Annotated in this window: 17 protein-coding genes and 1 riboswitch; of the genes, 7 read left to right on the plus strand and 10 right to left on the minus strand. The window is 54.7% G+C overall.

Annotated elements, in window-relative coordinates; translation table 11 throughout:
• Positions 1 to 25: 25 nt before the first annotated feature.
• Positions 26 to 721, plus strand: a complete 696-nt coding sequence (locus NST43_RS12285; RefSeq protein WP_339224701.1) for a pseudouridine synthase — start codon at positions 26 to 28, stop codon at positions 719 to 721.
• Positions 722 to 818: 97 nt separating this feature from the next.
• Positions 819 to 1,757, plus strand: a complete 939-nt coding sequence (locus NST43_RS12290) for a hypothetical protein (protein ID WP_339224702.1) — start codon at positions 819 to 821, stop codon at positions 1,755 to 1,757.
• A gap of 35 nt (positions 1,758 to 1,792) precedes the next feature.
• Here NST43_RS12290 and NST43_RS12295 read toward each other — a convergent pair whose 3' ends face one another.
• Entirely contained in the window at positions 1,793 to 2,209 is a 417-nt protein-coding gene (locus NST43_RS12295) for a hypothetical protein (RefSeq protein ID WP_339224703.1), read from the minus strand.
• 198 nt (positions 2,210 to 2,407) lie between these two features.
• On the opposite strand from NST43_RS12295, the gene NST43_RS12300 reads away from it, so the two are divergent.
• The gene (locus tag NST43_RS12300; protein WP_209985707.1) at positions 2,408 to 2,968 is read left to right on the plus strand and encodes a GNAT family N-acetyltransferase; all 561 of its coding nucleotides are present in this window, start codon (positions 2,408 to 2,410) and stop codon (positions 2,966 to 2,968) included.
• A gap of 191 nt (positions 2,969 to 3,159) precedes the next feature.
• On the opposite strand, the gene thiE is transcribed toward NST43_RS12300, so the two are convergent.
• The 7 genes from thiE to NST43_RS12335 form a co-directional block, all read right to left on the minus strand.
• On the minus strand, positions 3,160 to 3,825 hold the full coding sequence (gene thiE, locus NST43_RS12305; RefSeq protein WP_339224704.1) for a thiamine phosphate synthase: 666 nt from the start codon (positions 3,823 to 3,825) through the stop codon (positions 3,160 to 3,162).
• Positions 3,822 to 4,649: a bifunctional hydroxymethylpyrimidine kinase/phosphomethylpyrimidine kinase gene (thiD, locus tag NST43_RS12310; protein ID WP_339224705.1), complete on the minus strand. Its 828-nt coding sequence runs from the start codon at positions 4,647 to 4,649 to the stop codon at positions 3,822 to 3,824. Before thiD ends, thiE begins: the two co-directional genes overlap by 4 nt.
• Positions 4,650 to 4,676: 27 nt before the next feature.
• Entirely contained in the window at positions 4,677 to 5,474 is a 798-nt protein-coding gene (gene thiM, locus NST43_RS12315) for a hydroxyethylthiazole kinase (protein ID WP_339224706.1), read from the minus strand.
• A 24-nt stretch (positions 5,475 to 5,498) separates the two neighbouring features.
• Positions 5,499 to 6,578: an ABC transporter substrate-binding protein gene (locus tag NST43_RS12320; RefSeq protein ID WP_339224707.1), complete on the minus strand. Its 1,080-nt coding sequence runs from the start codon at positions 6,576 to 6,578 to the stop codon at positions 5,499 to 5,501.
• Positions 6,575 to 7,351, minus strand: a complete 777-nt coding sequence (locus NST43_RS12325) for an ABC transporter permease (RefSeq protein ID WP_339224708.1) — start codon at positions 7,349 to 7,351, stop codon at positions 6,575 to 6,577. Before NST43_RS12325 ends, NST43_RS12320 begins: the two co-directional genes overlap by 4 nt.
• Entirely contained in the window at positions 7,332 to 8,102 is a 771-nt protein-coding gene (locus NST43_RS12330; RefSeq protein WP_339224709.1) for an ABC transporter ATP-binding protein, read from the minus strand. Before NST43_RS12330 ends, NST43_RS12325 begins: the two co-directional genes overlap by 20 nt.
• Positions 8,103 to 8,235: 133 nt before the next feature.
• Positions 8,236 to 8,338: riboswitch (TPP riboswitch) on the minus strand.
• Between the two features lie 66 nt (positions 8,339 to 8,404).
• Positions 8,405 to 9,061, minus strand: coding sequence for a TetR/AcrR family transcriptional regulator (locus NST43_RS12335; RefSeq protein WP_339224710.1), 657 nt, complete (start codon positions 9,059 to 9,061; stop codon positions 8,405 to 8,407).
• 150 nt (positions 9,062 to 9,211) lie between these two features.
• Here NST43_RS12335 and NST43_RS12340 point away from each other — a divergent pair, with 150 nt between their 5' ends.
• From NST43_RS12340 to NST43_RS12355, 4 genes are all read left to right on the plus strand, one after another.
• Positions 9,212 to 10,732 carry a DHA2 family efflux MFS transporter permease subunit gene (locus NST43_RS12340; protein ID WP_339224711.1) on the plus strand — a complete coding sequence of 507 codons (1,521 nt, stop codon included), beginning with the start codon at positions 9,212 to 9,214 and terminating at the stop codon, positions 10,730 to 10,732.
• 268 nt (positions 10,733 to 11,000) lie between these two features.
• Complete coding sequence (locus tag NST43_RS12345; RefSeq protein WP_339224712.1) at positions 11,001 to 11,855, plus strand: amino acid ABC transporter substrate-binding protein; 855 nt, start codon at positions 11,001 to 11,003, stop codon at positions 11,853 to 11,855.
• Positions 11,855 to 12,523: an amino acid ABC transporter permease gene (locus NST43_RS12350; protein WP_209986391.1), complete on the plus strand. Its 669-nt coding sequence runs from the start codon at positions 11,855 to 11,857 to the stop codon at positions 12,521 to 12,523. Before NST43_RS12345 ends, NST43_RS12350 begins: the two co-directional genes overlap by 1 nt.
• Before the next feature lie 18 nt (positions 12,524 to 12,541).
• On the plus strand, positions 12,542 to 13,291 hold the full coding sequence (locus tag NST43_RS12355; protein ID WP_339224713.1) for an amino acid ABC transporter ATP-binding protein: 750 nt from the start codon (positions 12,542 to 12,544) through the stop codon (positions 13,289 to 13,291).
• A 618-nt stretch (positions 13,292 to 13,909) separates the two neighbouring features.
• Here the strand turns inward: NST43_RS12355 and NST43_RS12360 are convergent.
• The gene (locus NST43_RS12360) at positions 13,910 to 14,521 is read right to left on the minus strand and encodes a hypothetical protein (RefSeq protein ID WP_339224714.1); all 612 of its coding nucleotides are present in this window, start codon (positions 14,519 to 14,521) and stop codon (positions 13,910 to 13,912) included.
• A 169-nt stretch (positions 14,522 to 14,690) separates the two neighbouring features.
• On the minus strand, positions 14,691 to 15,365 hold the full coding sequence (locus NST43_RS12365) for an S-layer homology domain-containing protein (protein WP_339224715.1): 675 nt from the start codon (positions 15,363 to 15,365) through the stop codon (positions 14,691 to 14,693).
• Between the last annotated feature and the right edge of the window lie 67 nt (positions 15,366 to 15,432).

Consider the following 15,432-nt stretch of genomic DNA (forward strand, 5'->3'; position numbering starts at 1 on the left):
TGTAGGACCTGAAAGCGGGCACTTCATGAGAATTAATAAATATATCAGTGAGACTGGTGTTTATCCGCGCAGAGAGACGAACCGGCTGATTGCCGACGGAAGGATCACGATTAACGGGAAGGTCTGTGCGCCTGGAGCAAGTGTGGAGCCTGGAGATGCGGTGGCTGTAGACGGAATTACTGTGACTCCAGACCGGGAGGAGCAGGTCTATCTGGCGCTGAACAAGCCGGTAGGCATTACCTGTACTGCCGCCCGGCACGTGAAAGGGAATATAGTAGATTATATCAACTATCCCTCCCGGATTTTTGCTGTCGGCAGACTGGATAAGCACTCGGAAGGGCTGATTCTCCTGACCAATGACGGGTCGATTGTCAACCGGATGATGCGGTCTGAGCATAGTCATGAGAAGGAGTACCGGGTGAGCGTGGACAAGCCGGTCACGGAAGACTTTTTGGCGGAGATGTCAGCGGGTGTAGATATTCTGGAGACCCGGACCAAGCCATGCCTCACCCGGCGGATCTCGGACAGGGAGTTCATGATTATTCTGACCCAGGGGCTGAATCTGCAGATCCGCCGGATGTGCAAGGCGCTGGGCTACCGTGTGCTCCGCCTGGAGCGGGTGCGAATTATGCATATCACGCTCAGCGGTCTTCCGCAAGGGCAGTGGAGACGGCTAACGGAGGAAGAACTGGGGGAGCTCCACACACAACTGGATGGTTAACCGCAATTCACATACTAAGGTACAGGCTTCCGAAGCAGGCTCTGCGATGGGCACATAGGAAGTCTTGCTGCCACGACACGACATTTAGGAGGATCACATGCGGATTATAAGCTTATTAATAGCCTTAGCAATCATAGCGGGTTGCTCAAGAACAGGGGATGGCGGATCAGCAGATCCGTCCGCAGCGCCAGCCGCTTCCCCGGCAGCGGATCTCTCAGCAGTACCTGGAGGGCATCAGGAGGAAGACGCGGCTGCCGCAGCGCTCGCGGAAGTGTCCCCTGAAATAGCGGATGAGTATTCGGGCTTCGTACATATGGATGCGGTGCAGTTGAACGGGCAGATTTTTCAGGTATATTACTGGAACAAGGGAGAGTTCAGCTACACACAGTTCGCCATCGTCAAGGAGGGCAAAATGGTCTTTGACAGCAAGAAGGCCGGGCTTACCCTGGAAGGCGGCGACATTTGGAATGAGGAAGAGCAGCTCTGGGCCGAAGCGATTGTGCAGAACAACCGGAATACCTTCTTGTTCAGTCTGATGGATAACCGTCCCAAGTACGCGTCTATTGTGGTCGAAGAAATTGACGGCACGATGCAGGTAACCGTTAACGATCTGTTCAGCGTGAATTATGAGGATGTGGATCAGGACGGGAGCGAGGATCTGCTGGCCAGCCCTTATCCGGGGCAATCCCCTCTGGGTCCGGCGCTTATGGGCATCTACCAGCTGGAGGGGACGAATTATGTGCCGGATAAGCTGCTAACCAAGCGATATGCGGTCGATCAGCTTCAGCTCAGTGAGCAGGAGTATAAAAACAATCCGTCCGAGCAGACGTTAGAGCAGCTGCTGAACGCCTACCTGATTCTTGGACAACGCAGTGTCGCGCTGACGCGGTTCGAAGAGTTCCATGAGTGGGCCGGACAGCTTGCCGGTGACGGCGGTTATGTGGACGAATATCAACGGCTGCTGCGCAGCACGGAGACCGCTGAACAAATCAGCGGCTGGATGGACAAGCTGAAGCCGCTGCGTATAACGCGATAAGCCGGAGTGATCGCGGACAAGAAGAAAAGGGATTCCTAGGGCAGGTGATGCTGCTCCGGGAATCCCTTTTCATATACGAATGCGCCTATTGACTTATGAACCTTTTTCATATCATGGACAATATTCTGGGAGATAAAAGAGTTCAAATAATTCTGCAGCACGCCCAGCAGTCCTGACACAACCGTTGTAGCCAGTGAGGCGGCAACGAGCAGGAAGAGCAGCTGCAGATTCTTGTCCGGGAGCGCCCGGTCAATGATCTGCTGAATCAGGAGGGGAGGGAGCAGCCCCAGCACTGCGGATATGCACAGCACGGACATCACCAGCAGCGTCTGCTTCCAGTACGGCACGAAATATTTGACGATGCGTAATAGCAGCGCTTTGGATATCTCCGGCTTCGCCTCCTCCTCATCGAACTTTAATTTGCCATGCCCGAAGCCTCCTCCGGGTCCCATGCCTCTGAAGCCTCTTGACAATAGGGTCACCAGCTTTGCTCAAATTTTAGGGATACTATATATGTAAAAATAATCCTGAAACATGTCTGTCATGGGCATTATACGCCTGGATTTTACGGATGTAAATGCTAAACTGGATAGGCTGGCATGAACCGGAGAACGCGATTGCTGCCTTAAGCTTGGGAGGAGAGAAGCAGAATGATTATTGTTGCACAGGGATATGAAAATAAAGGGCTCCGCTACACGGTGAGATCCGCCTCACCGCAAGATGCCCTGCAGTTGTCCGCGCTGAGGCTGAAGATCGACGGGGAGACGGAGAATTTAGACCGGGTTCAGGGGGAAGGATTCATCGGCCCGGAGGGCTTCCGGTCGCTTATAGCGGCGGATACGGCCAGCGGCACGAACCTGTTCCTGGTTGCCGAGATTCAGGACAGGCTGGCGGGCTTCGCCAGATGTGAAGGAAGTCCGCTCCGCAGACTGGCCCATCAGGCCGAATTCGGAGTCGGAGTGCTGCAGGAGTTCTGGGGATACGGCATCGGCCGGAGCCTGCTGGAGCAGTCTATTGCCTGGGCGGATGCCATCAGCCTGGAGAAGCTGAGCTTGAAGGTTCTGGAGAGGAATGACAAGGCGATCCGGCTCTATGAGAGCCTGGGCTTCGAGGTTGAAGGTGTCCTGCGCAGAGACAAGCGGCTGGCAGACGGACAATTCTATTCTACTATTGTTATGGGCAGATTACGCGGGGACAGCGCAGAAGATTAATGATCTCGGATCTCGGCGGACAAAGGCCGAATGTATGCGGAAAACCGAACACAATGGGTGTGCGCCCTGGCTAAACCTATATGTCACCAGAAAACGGGCGGATGGACAAGTCGGGTATGGTCTATGCGTGGAATGAGGCACCAGCATTGCTCCACCAACATCGTTCCACCCGCAGCGTGCCTGGTTTGAAATTATGAAGAAGGAGCAGTGACGAGCTGCGCGAATCTCCGCGCAGTCTCGCGTATATCCTCAGCTCCGGCAATGGCCGAGATGATGGAGAGACCATCTGCACCCGCCCGGATGACTGGCGGGGCATTCTCCAGGGTGATGCCGCCGATTCCCACTACGGGAATGCTCAGGCCGCTTCGTCTTAGCTCTTCAATGACAGTAGTTCCCCGGACGGCCTGGGCATCATCCTTGGAAGTAGTAGGATAGACAGGGCCGACTCCGAGATAATCGGCGCCGTCCGCGATAGCCTGCCGGGCTTCCGTCAGATTATGTGCGGAGACTCCGATGATCTTATGCTCACCAAGCTGCTGACGGATCAAGCGGGCCGGAAGATCATCCTGGCCGACATGTATCCCGTCCGCATCCAGCGCAGCGGCAAGCTCCAGATCATCATTTACGATGAACGGGATGCCATTGTTCCGGCAGATTTCCCTGAGCTGCCCTCCAAGCTGGAGCAGCGCAGCACCCTTGAGCGCAGAGGGACCTTTTTCCCGGAACTGGAACAGAGTGATACCCCCATCGGCAGCAGCGGTTAATGTATCCTCCGGCGAGAGGCGGCAGTTCACACTGCCCATAATGAAGTACAGCTTCAGCAGTCTGCGCATGTCCTCGCTATCTATCCGTGTCATAGCAGTATCCCCCTTGATCTCATCCGGTTCCCATAAGCAAAATGATTCGTCGGTCCCTGCCCGGCCCCGATGTTCAGACTATCCTCAATTGCCGCTTGAATGAAGGCCTTGGCGGTAAGGACGGCTTCAGGCATGGAATGGCCCAGCGCAAGACCTGCCGTCACCGCAGCCGAGAAGGTACAGCCGGTTCCGTGAGTATGCTTCGTCGCAATCCGCGGGCTGGACATATACTGGAATTCCCGTCCGTCATAGAGCAGATCCACTGCCTCATCTCCTGAGGAGTCATGTCCGCCTTTCAAGATAATGTACTCGGGTCCCATCTGATGAAGCAGTTTTGCCGCCTGTTCCCGGTCTTCCCGGCCCTCAATCTTCATACCTGTCAGCATCTCTGCTTCAGGAAGATTGGGGGTGATGGCAAGCGAGAGAGGAAGCAGGCTTGTAATCAGCGCCTGCACTGCCTCCTGGAGCAGCAGCTGTGAGCCGCCCTTGGCGACCATGACCGGATCGATCACCAGCTTCTGCTGCCAGCCGTACTGCTGCACTTTACTGGCCACCACGCGGATAATGTCACTGCTGAACAGCATACCGGTCTTAATGGCATCCGGCGGCAGATCACTGCCGATCGAATCCAGCTGGGCTGCAACGGTCTCCGGCTCCATCGGATAGACTCCCTGGACACCTAGTGTGTTCTGGGCGGTGAGTGCAGTAAGTGCGGACATGCCGTACACTCCCAGCTCCTGAAAAGTCTTCAAATCCGCCTGAATCCCGGCCCCGCCGCCGCTGTCGGAGCCGGCAATGGTCAATGCTTTGCGTATGCTAGTCATCTTGTTCTCTCCTTTGGTATGTGCCATTTAGGCTTCGAGCAGCTTCAGCCTTGAACGGCTGCTGTATTGCTCCGGGGTCACCAGCGACAATTGATTCAGGAACAAGGTCTGGAAGCTGCCGGGACCTTGGACTTCAGCCGCTTCAGCAGCAAGCTCTGCTGCCACACCGTAGAAAGAGAGGGCTTCAGCAGCAGCCTCAAGTACCTCCCCGCCGCTTACGGCAAGAAATGCGCCTACCACAGCACTGAGCAGGCAGCCGGTTCCGGTCACCCGTGTCAGGATGGAGTGGCCGTTGCTGGCGATATAAGTGCGTTTGCCGTCTGTAATGATGTCTTCCCTGCCGGTGATAATCACGACACAGTTCAGCTTCAGTGCCGCCTTATTGGCTAGAGCGACTACATCGCCTTCGCCTGCTCCGGCATCTACGCCTTTGCTGGCCCAGCTCTCCCCGGCCACATTGGCAACCTCGGCCACATTGCCGCGTAGCGCAGTAAGCTGAAGCTCACTGACCAGCTTAGCCGTAACGTCCGTGCGGTAGGCGGTAGCCCCGGCTCCAACGGGATCAAGCACGAGCGGCACATGGTGGAGGTTCGCAGCCTTCCCGGCCTCGATCATGGAAGCGATGGCGGCTTCATGAAGTGTGCCGATGTTCAGCACAACCGCCCCCGACATGGCGGCGACATCCGCTACTTCTTCGATGGCATCGGCCATGAACGGCGAGGCTCCCAGAGCCAGCAGCCCGTTCGCTGTGAAGTTAGCGACTACGATATTCGTGATATTATGCACCAGCGGGTTCGCTTGGCGTACTTTGGACAGATAAGACATATGAATTCCTCCTGAAGATATAATTTAAAAATTAATAAAGGCATTTTTAACATCCACTTCTCCAGTCAGCAGGCCGTTCTCGCTCAGCCACTGGTTCACCTTCTCCCATGAAGCGCTGTCCTGATAGCCGAAGGGCTGGGAACCGGCATCCATCAGCGGCAGCAGGATCTCCAGACTGCGCTGTTCAATCGCTTCATCCAGCGGTGCGGTGTCCTCCTGATGAGCAAGCAGCAGCTTCAGCGCTTCATCCGGGTGACCGGTTACATACTGCTGGCCTTGTCGTATGGCTTCCACGAATTTGTGATAAAAGCCCTGTGAATCCTGCAGTCCCTGCTCACTGGCGACCAGCACCAGCTCATAATAATCCGGGACCCCGTAATCCACGGGATTGAAGGAGCGGACCGGATAGCCTTGCTGCTCCAGAATCAGCTGCTCATGGTTAATGAACCCGCCCATAATGCCATCCACCCGTCCGGTGGAGAGAGCGGGAATCAGCTCAAAGCCGACATCTACCAGCTTGAGGGAAGAAGGGTCCCCGCCGTCGCTCTTGACCATCGTGTTCAGCATGGCTTCATATAACGGGACGGAGGAATACCCAGCCTGCTTGCCAGACAGCTCTCCCGGGCGGTTAATGCCGCTGTCTGCGGCTACCATGAGATGATTCAGCGGGTGGCGCACCAGCGCAGCGATCGACTTGACCGGAATCTGCTCCCCCCGTGCCATCAATACCTGCGGCTGATAACTGAGTGCCAGATCCACCTTCCCCGCAGCAACAAGCTTCAGCGCATCATTGGTATCGGCCGGCATCTGAATTTCAACCTCAAGGCCTTCCTCAGCGAAATACCCTTCAGCCTCTGCCGCATACAAAAAGGAGTGGACTGCATTGGGATACCAGTCGAGCATAATCGTCAGCTTTTGGGCGGCACTCTTAGTCCCTGCCTCAGAGGTTGCGGTAGTACCAGCCGAGGAGCCGGAGGCCGCCGGATTGTTTGTATTGGCGCAGCCTGCCAGGACAGGCAGCATACAGAGCACCAGAGCAGACAGCAGCATGGCTGGCTTTGAAATCGTATTGTGCAGATAACGGGTATAGCGGATAGTAGTCATGAATAACGTCCTCTTTTCTTCAGAATAATCTTCTCCAGCGCGGCGACTGCCAGAAACAGCAGAATACCGAGTACGGATAACAAGACAACAGCGGCGAACATCTTGGCGCTCTGCAGATTCCCGGCCATTCTGCGGCTGAAATAGCCCAGCCCCTGGCTGCCCCCAAGCCATTCCCCGATCGTTGCACCAATTACACAGTACACAGCCGACAGCTTCAGTCCGGAGAAAAAAGAGGGGAAAGCCAGCGGAACGCCCACCTTCCCGAGAATCTGCCAGCGGTTCGCGCCGTACGTCAGCAGCAGGTCCCGGTAGGCATCCGTGTTCTTGGACAACCCGTCATAGGTGCCAATGACCACCGGGAAGAAAGCGGTCAGGAAGACAACGGCGACCTTGCTCCACAAGGTATAGCCGAACCACATGATGAACAGGGGAGAGAGGGCGATCAGCGGAACCGTCTGGCTGATAATCAGTAGCGGGTACAGCGCCTTAGCCAGCGGACTGAACAGGTGCATGGCGATTCCCAGCAGACTGCCGCAGACCACGGATAGTGCGAAGCCTGTGAGTACTTCAAGCAGGGTAGCAGGCAGATGCACCCCGAATAACAAGCGGCGTTCCTCCAGCAAGGCCTTGCAGACGGCAGACGGAGCCGGAAGGATGAAGGGAGGAACCAGGCCCAGCCGGGCTACAGTCTCCCAGACCGCAAGCGTCAGCAGGGCGAGCAGGGCCGCCGGACCGTAATGCTGGAGCAATCTTCTAGGAGCGGCGGTTCTCATATAGCTTCAGCTCCAATTCCTGGCGCAGGGCGGCGAACTGCGGTTGATAGTTCAGACTGTGATGGCGCGGACGGGGGAGACCGGCTGAGAATTCCTGCATCCCGCTGCCCTCTCTGCCAGTCATTAGATAGATTCTGTCACTGAGCAGGAGCGCCTCCTCCAGATCATGGGTGATGAACAGCACCGTCTTGTCCAGCTCCGCCCATAACTCCAGCAGCCAACGCTGCAGCGAGCGCTTCGTAATGGCATCGAGCGCCCCGAACGGCTCATCGAGCAGCAGCAGGTCATTCCCGGCTGCCACGGTGCGGAGGACCGCCACGCGCTGGCGCATCCCGCCGGACAGCTCCTGCGGATAAGCCCCTTCAGTCTCGTCAAGGCCGAAACGGTGTAGCAGGGTACGGATCTCGGCAATAGCGGCTGCTTTGGGCCGGCTGCGCTTAAGCTCCCAGGGCAGCAGACAATTGTCCAATACGGTGCGCCAAGGCAGGAGGAGATCCTGCTGCGGCATGTAGGCCACACTGCCCAGCCTCTTCGCTGCTGTAGCGGACTCGGCTCCGTTCAGCGTAATCCTGCCGCTACCCGGCTCCAGCAGACCGGCGATGATTTTGAACAAAGTGCTTTTGCCGCATCCGCTCCCGCCTACAATAGAAATGAATTCGCCGCGCTGCACATTCATGGTTAGCCCTGAGAAGACGGGGGTCCGGGACGAACCGGTCCCGAAGGCATAGGACAGATTGCTAATGTTGATCATAAGACTATGTACGAACCTCCTCGGGTTAGATTAAATAACAGCTACGAGAACAACAAAAAGCCCCATTCATTCCCGGAGGCGATGAATGGGGCGGAAGGTACAGTCAGCTGCGGCCCTGTGACGGGAACCACTGTTACATTCTGCTCCACTTCCCTCCGCTGGTATGATCCAGATCAGGTTCAAAGGGTCCGGAGCTTAAGCTCCGTCTCAGTCGGCCGACTCCCCTAGTGAATAATGTTGCTATTGAATTCGTAATTGCTACTTAATATACCACAAATCTCCCTCTTGTAAAGAGCAGGCGGTCAGCGCTTTGCCAGACCGGTCACGAACAAAGTGACGATGCCCCTGGAGATGTCCAGCTTGGAGGCGTGGTGCCGCTTCTGCTCATACAGGTACAGATCGGGACTGAGGACAGAGATTAAGGCTGTGGCCGCAAAGGCCGGATCAATGTCAATTATCTCACCGCCCGCCGCAGCGCGCTGCAGCAGCTCTGTCATCATCACTCCCAGCCGCTGGAAAAAAGGATGCTCAAACTGGGTCAGCTGCTTCTTGCCGGTGAACTCGGCTTTGATCATATTCAGCAGCTCGGCATACTGCTCAATGAAATCAGCAATCTGCTCAATGCTGCTCTGCAGCTGAGCAAGAGCCGGGGCTTCACCGGCACTGGCAGCGACCTGCTGCTCCAGCCCGGACAGGAATTGATCTGCGCTGCCCTTCAGCAGTGCAGAACAGATCTCACCCTTGTCCGTGAAGCGGCGGTACAGGGAGCCTTGCCCTATGCCTGCCCGCTTGGCAATGCTGTACATGCTGACCGCCTCAAGTCCGCTCTCGGTGAACAACTGGCGGGCAGCTTCAAGAATCCGCTGTACATAAGGATCGGCGGACTCGGGCGGAGCGGAGGCTATGGGTTGCGGAGCTGACGGCGGGAGCTGTGCAGCATCGGTGTCTGGCTTTTTCATGAGAACCCCTTTCAGAAAAGAATTGACACTACGGACAATTGTCCGTAGACTATGAATTACACTTACGGACAGTTGTCCGTTCACTCATTATATAGAACAATCTGCCCGCAGGTCAATGTAGAACGCGGACAGCTCAGGAGGAGAAGAGACATGGATCAGACCTTGAAGCAGGAAGCCGATTTCCGGCTGTCCAGTATTCTGGTTCCGCTGCTGGCCATTATTGCAGGAGTATTTATGGTTGTGCTGGACAGTACGGCGATGAATGTAGCCTTGTCCAGGCTGGTGGTTGATTTCAAGACGGATTTGCATACGCTGCAGTGGGTAGTTACCGGATATATGCTGGCTCAGGCTTCCGTTATTCCGTTGTCAGGCTGGCTGTCAGACCGGTTCGGAGCCAAGACGGTCTTCCTGACGGCGGTAATTGTGTTCACGATAGGCTCAATTCTGTGCGCTACACCAAGCAGCGCCGAATGGCTGATTGTTTTCCGGGTCATTCAGGGACTGGGCGGCGGCTGTGTGCTCCCTGTCGGGATGGCCTATGTGTACAGACTGGCTCCCAAAAGCAAAGTTGGCGTTGTCATGGGTATTATGGGCATTCCCGTCCTGTTCGCACCGGCTATTGGTCCGGTATTGTCGGGCTGGCTGGTTGAATACCATTCCTGGCGCTGGATCTTCCTCATTAATATTCCGATTGGCATCATCGCTGTACTGATTGGACTGCGCAAGCTGCCGAATGCGGCGAGGAACAGCGTACCCGGCATGGATAAGCTCGGTATGGTTCTTGGACCGCTGGCTTTTGCTTCGTTAACCTACGGGGTTAGCCAGGGCGCGCAGAGCTGGACCTCTGAGAAAACGCTGATCGGGCTGCTGCTGGGCGCTGTGGCGCTGATCGCTTTTGTCATCGCTGAACTGCGCTCCAAGACACCGCTGCTGGAGCTGCGGATTCTGAAATCCGTTGATTTCACGACAGGAATCATCGTGCAGTGGATTGCCCAGTTTGGCTTATACGGTGCACTATTTTTGCTTCCGCAATTTCTGCAGCAGGCCCGCGGTTTCGGCGCATTTGATACCGGTCTGACGCTGCTGCCGCAAGCCATCGCTTCCGGGTTGATGATGCCGATTGCTGGGATCCTGTTCGACCGGATCGGTGTGCGCTGGCTCGTGGTCTGCGGTCTGAGTCTGGTCTCCGGCGCGTTATTCCAGTATTCCCATGTGGATCTTACCACGCAGAGCCGTGACCTGATCCTCCCGCTGATCATGTGCGGGGCTGGAATGGGCATGATGATGATGCCGATGAACACGCATCTGCTCAACAAGGCGCCAAGCCATCTGGTGAACCGGGTAACCTCGCTCACGAACTCGATGCAGCAGGTAATTACTTCGCTGGCTGTCTCGACTCTGGTGACGATTCTGACTGCAAGAACAACCGCGCGCGGTTTAGAGATGCAGGAAGCGGCAGCTGCTGCCGGGAAAAGTACCACAGGCGCTTCACAGCAAGCGTTGCTGCTGGCCAAGCAAACCGTATTATCGCAGGGCTTCGCGGACACGTTCCACATTATGATGTTTGTCGCGCTTGGCGGTGCGGTCCTTGGACTGCTGCTGCGCCGGGGCCGCCATTCCGGAACTGAACATTCTAAGGAACAGGCAACGCCGGAAATCATGCACGTATAGTAATGCCCATATAGAAGCAGAGCTTATGTTGCCAAAGAGCAGCGATTCTCCTTTTGCCGGAGGATCGCTTTTTGTGTTGATTTCTCTTCTGGATATCCTGATGCAGGAGCAGAAATTGGGGCAAGCTAAGCTATGGAAAATCAATATAACACAAATCCGATGAATATAATCGGAAAAAGTTGTTGACGCAGGTAACACCCCGGTGTTACGATACATTTTGCCGGTAAATACGGTGCCTAAAGAGAAGATACGAGAGGGGATTCATCGAATGAAAAAACTAAGTCTAACTATTATGCTGCTCCTGACCATGGTCACGGCTGCGGCTTGCGGAACCAACAATACTGACAAGACAGCAACGGGCGGCAATACTCCGGCGGAACCCACGGCTGCGGTTACAGAGGGTGCAGCTTCAGGGGAGCAGAACAGCCTGGAGGCCGTCAAAGCCAGCGGCAAGCTGCGCATCGGAACCGAAGGAACCTACGCACCGTTCACCTTCCATGATGCGGACGGCAAGCTGACGGGCTTCGATGTCGAGATCGCCGAAGAAGTGACCAAGCGCCTCGGTGTGAAGCCGGAGTTCATTGAGACGCAATGGGACGGGATTTTTGCCGGGATGGATGCTAAGCGCTTCGATGTGATCTTCAATGAAGTCTCGATCACCGATGAGCGTAAAGTGAAATATGATTTCTCCGATCCGTATATTGTCTCCAAGGCTGTGCTGATCGTCCCCGAGGATAATCAGGATATCAAGACCTTCGCTGATCTGAAGGGTAAAAAAGCCGGTCAGTCCCTCACCAGCAACCTCGGCAAAATCGCCACAGACAACGGTGCGGAGATCGTATCTACCGAGGGCTTCAATCAGGCGATTGATCTGCTGACCTCCGGCCGGATCGATGCTACCGTGAATGACGGCTTGTCCTTCCTAGATCTGAAGAAGCAGAAGCCGGATATCAAGATCAAGAAGGTGGATGAGATTGCCGAAGGCTCGCATAGTGCCGCAGTCTTCCTGAAAGGGAATGACGAGCTGGTGCAGGCTGTGAACGAAGCGCTGACCGCTATGAAGAGCGACGGAACCTACCTTAAGATCTCCGAGAAGTATTTTGGCGCTGACGTATCGAAATGATGGATGACCGCCAAATACAAATATTTCTCGATTCACTGCTGCCTCTGTTTAAAGCCGGGGTGGCTTTTACCCTTCCGCTTGCGGGGGTATCCTTTATTCTGGGGCTGCTGCTGGCGGTGATTACTGCACTTGCCCGGCTGTCCTCCTTCAGGCTTCCAAGGCTGATCGCCCGTTTCTATGTCTGGGTGATCCGGGGAACGCCGCTGCTGGTGCAGCTGTTTATTATTTTCTATGGACTACCCGCCGCCGGGATTGTGCTTGATCCGTTCATCGCCGCTGTCATCGGGTTCACGCTCAGTGTCGGGGCCTATTCTTCGGAGATTGTCCGGGCTGCTATTCTGTCTATTCATAAAGGCCAGTGGGAAGCCGCGTTCTCCGTGGGGATGAGCCGGAAGCAGGCTCTGCGCCGGGTGATATTGCCTCAAGCTGCCCGCGTGTCGGTTCCGCCGTTATCGAATTCTTTTATTAGTCTGGTCAAGGATACTTCGCTTGCGGCCAGTATTACTTATGTCGAGATTTTCAGAAAAGCCCAGCAGATTGTGGCGACATCCTATGAACCCCTGCTGTTATATTGCGAAGCGGCGCTGTTCTATCTGCTGTTCTGTTCCGTATTGTCGGCGCTGCAGAATTACTTGGAGAAGCGGCTGGACCGGTATTCGGCCAGTTAAGGTTAAGGAGGCACACGCATGATTGAAATACGCGATTTACATAAGTCCTTCGGCCCGCTTGCGGTGCTAAAAGGTGTGGATCTCACCGTTGAACACGGCCAGGTGATGGTCATTATCGGACCTTCCGGCTCCGGCAAAACCACGCTGCTGCGCTGCTTCAACCTGCTGGAGACCCCCGACAAGGGCAGTCTTACGCTGAACACGATTAAGCTGGATTTCACCCCGGGCGCCAAAATTCCACAGCGTACCGTACTGTCCCTGCGCCAGCAGACAGGAATGGTGTTCCAGTCTTATAATCTGTTCCCGCATATGACGGCGATCGGCAATGTCATGGAGGGACAGATCACGGTGCAAAAGCGTTCCAAGGAGGAAGCGCGCAGCAAGGCGCTGGCACTCTTGGACAAGGTGGGTCTGGCAGACAAGGCAGATGCGTATCCGCATCAGCTGTCCGGCGGCCAGCAGCAGCGCGTAGCGATAGCCCGCGCCATGGCGGCCACGCCGGAGGTGCTGCTGTTCGATGAGCCGACCTCGGCGCTTGACCCTGAGCTGGTCGGCGAGGTGCTGAAGGTCATCAAGCAGCTGGCCCGGGAAGGAATGACAATGGTCATCGTCACCCATGAGATGAAATTCGCGGCCGATGTGGCCGACCGGATCATCCTGATGGACAACGGAGTTATTTTGGAGCAGGGAACCCCCCGGCAGGTACTGGAGCAGACGAAGAACCCGCGCGCCCTCCAATTCCTTAACCGGTTGAGCGGGGAAGAGTGATTGCGGACGTAGTATATTAAGGCAGACCGGGAGGGGAGTCCTGGTCTGCCTTTTTATTGTTTTGTAGGAAATTATAGTTACTGTCTATTGCGGATAAAGTGTACATAGATTTGTGGAAAAGTGTTCTTGGAATGATACGTAGAGTGACATTGATACTGAATGTGACTCAATGCTGGAGAAGGTATGCTTAAAACCGAATACAATGCAATGGGCTGGTACAGCAGCATATGGACCGAATGTATGTGAAAAACAGTATACATTGTGCTCGTAAGTATGCACACGGTCTGAATATATGTGAAAAACAGCATACATTGTGCTCGTAAGCATGCATATGGACCGAATGTATGTGAAAAACAGCATACATTGTTTTCGCGCGAAGGTAATCTTATTCATCCGTTAGGATGATTTTGTTCATGGGAATCTACGTATAGTTCACCGGAACCTTCCGGAGGTGGGCGGCGAACGTAAATGAAGAGCAGAAGTGCACTTGAATCTGTGTTTGTAACTCCCCCTCTTAAACAGCGGAGCGGGCTCCAAAGCGTCGCCGTAATTTATACTCCATTACAAATACAATAAAAAAAAGGGGGTCCTCATCAGAGCTCCCTCGTTGATATTTCCTCATTTATAAACTAATTTGCCTGAGTAGAAGATGTGATCCTGCGTATGAATCTGGATCACTGTGCTGCCCAGTTTGTGATTGTCACGGTAAGCGGTAACTTCCAGAATGCCGTCCGTGGCTGCGGGTTGGGAAGAGCCGTCTGCTATGGGACTCCAGTAGATTGTGTCACCTGATTGAACTGCGGCAGCTTGCCGCTGTGGGAGTATCTTGGAATCGGCCGGATTCCATAGGAGCAGTTCTCCTTCGGAGGCTTGCAGCTCAATCCTGTCGGCACCTTCAGCAACAAGGGTTAAGGGAAAGCCCGGCACACTGCTCATGAACATAGAATACTTGCCCAACGGAAATTCGACATCGGGTTGTACCGCTACCGGAACGCCGTCTGCTGCATAAGCTGTCACCATGAACCCATTGAATAGTACAGCGGGATTCGCCTGATTTGTACTGCGGACAAGGAGCGGTCCGAGGGCGGCCAGAATGAGCAAAAGCAGGCAAGACAGCGTAACGGCAGTGAACCTCCGGCGAAGGCTCCAGGCCGGGGACTTTGATACGCTTGAATTCACACGGACCCTGCGGATAATGGATTGTTTAAAATCATACTTATGTTTCATCATCGTCGAAATCCCCCTTGAACTTTGTCTTAGCGGAGAATGTTTCACTACACAATAAGCCTACGTATTTCCTGTCAAAAAAACAAGGCTGCCCCCTAGCCGTAACGGCTTCCGGGACAGCCTTTTATCTATCATACGCGGATAAAGCGGTATGAACGAATCCAACTTTCCTTTACTTCTGTGTGCCGCCATCGCTAACGGACTTCAGATAGTCCAGCGTGTTATACAGCATAACTGCTGCTTCAGCGCGGGTAATGGTGCTTTTCGGATTGAACTTACCGCTGGCATCGAGGGTAGTGATCTTGTATTTCAGCGCCCGCTGAATGCTGCCCTGGTAGGAAGGGTCCAGCGCGTCTGCATCTGCAAGTTCAACCGGGACGAGGTTAATCATCGGCAGGTTGCCGGCCTTTTCCACGGCTTGAACCAGCATACTGGTATACAGCTCTTTGGAAATCGGCTTGGCCGGATCGATATTAGCGGGGATATTCACACCATTATAGTGCGCATTGATGAAGGCTTCTGCGTACCAGGCATTATCTTTTACTTTGGAGAAGAGCGCACTTGCCTGGGGAGCCTTATTGAAATCAATTGCCGCCAGGCTAAGCTGGAGACCGCCGGAGATGAACTGTACACCTTGTGCAGTGGATACTATTGCTCCGGGAAGAAACTGGGTATCCGAGATGCCTTTAATGAGGCCCTTTTCCTTTAGTGCATTGATTTGATCCTTGCCGCTTATACTGCCGATATCCTTGAAACTGCTGCCTGCTGCAAACATCTGCCCGCCGAGCGAGAAGGAGAGAAGGGTGGCTGCGGTTAAAGCTGCGATAGTGTATTTTTTCATTGTCATTTGAATTCCACCTCTATTATAGGGTTGGGCCGTTTGGCCTGTATCAACTCCTCTAACGAAGTGAGAT

The sequence above is a fragment of the Paenibacillus sp. FSL H8-0332 genome (assembly GCF_037963835.1).
Lineage (GTDB): Bacteria > Bacillota > Bacilli > Paenibacillales > Paenibacillaceae > Paenibacillus_AQ > Paenibacillus_AQ rhizoplanae.

Bases quoted from the DNA above. Each gene is read 5' to 3' on its own strand.
- NST43_RS12285 (WP_339224701.1), top strand. From the start codon at position 26: ATGAGAATTAATAAATATATCAGTGAGACTGGTGTTTATCCGCGCAGA.
- NST43_RS12290 (WP_339224702.1), top strand. From the start codon at position 819: ATGCGGATTATAAGCTTATTAATAGCCTTAGCAATCATAGCGGGTTGC.
- NST43_RS12295 (WP_339224703.1), bottom strand. From the start codon at position 2,209: ATGGGACCCGGAGGAGGCTTCGGGCATGGCAAATTAAAGTTCGATGAG.
- NST43_RS12300 (WP_209985707.1), top strand. From the start codon at position 2,408: ATGATTATTGTTGCACAGGGATATGAAAATAAAGGGCTCCGCTACACG.
- thiE (WP_339224704.1), bottom strand. From the start codon at position 3,825: ATGACACGGATAGATAGCGAGGACATGCGCAGACTGCTGAAGCTGTAC.
- thiD (WP_339224705.1), bottom strand. From the start codon at position 4,649: ATGACTAGCATACGCAAAGCATTGACCATTGCCGGCTCCGACAGCGGC.
- thiM (WP_339224706.1), bottom strand. From the start codon at position 5,474: ATGTCTTATCTGTCCAAAGTACGCCAAGCGAACCCGCTGGTGCATAAT.
- NST43_RS12320 (WP_339224707.1), bottom strand. From the start codon at position 6,578: ATGACTACTATCCGCTATACCCGTTATCTGCACAATACGATTTCAAAG.
- NST43_RS12325 (WP_339224708.1), bottom strand. From the start codon at position 7,351: ATGAGAACCGCCGCTCCTAGAAGATTGCTCCAGCATTACGGTCCGGCG.
- NST43_RS12330 (WP_339224709.1), bottom strand. From the start codon at position 8,102: ATGATCAACATTAGCAATCTGTCCTATGCCTTCGGGACCGGTTCGTCC.
- NST43_RS12335 (WP_339224710.1), bottom strand. From the start codon at position 9,061: ATGAAAAAGCCAGACACCGATGCTGCACAGCTCCCGCCGTCAGCTCCG.
- NST43_RS12340 (WP_339224711.1), top strand. From the start codon at position 9,212: ATGGATCAGACCTTGAAGCAGGAAGCCGATTTCCGGCTGTCCAGTATT.
- NST43_RS12345 (WP_339224712.1), top strand. From the start codon at position 11,001: ATGAAAAAACTAAGTCTAACTATTATGCTGCTCCTGACCATGGTCACG.
- NST43_RS12350 (WP_209986391.1), top strand. From the start codon at position 11,855: ATGGATGACCGCCAAATACAAATATTTCTCGATTCACTGCTGCCTCTG.
- NST43_RS12355 (WP_339224713.1), top strand. From the start codon at position 12,542: ATGATTGAAATACGCGATTTACATAAGTCCTTCGGCCCGCTTGCGGTG.
- NST43_RS12360 (WP_339224714.1), bottom strand. From the start codon at position 14,521: ATGATGAAACATAAGTATGATTTTAAACAATCCATTATCCGCAGGGTC.
- NST43_RS12365 (WP_339224715.1), bottom strand. From the start codon at position 15,365: ATGACAATGAAAAAATACACTATCGCAGCTTTAACCGCAGCCACCCTT.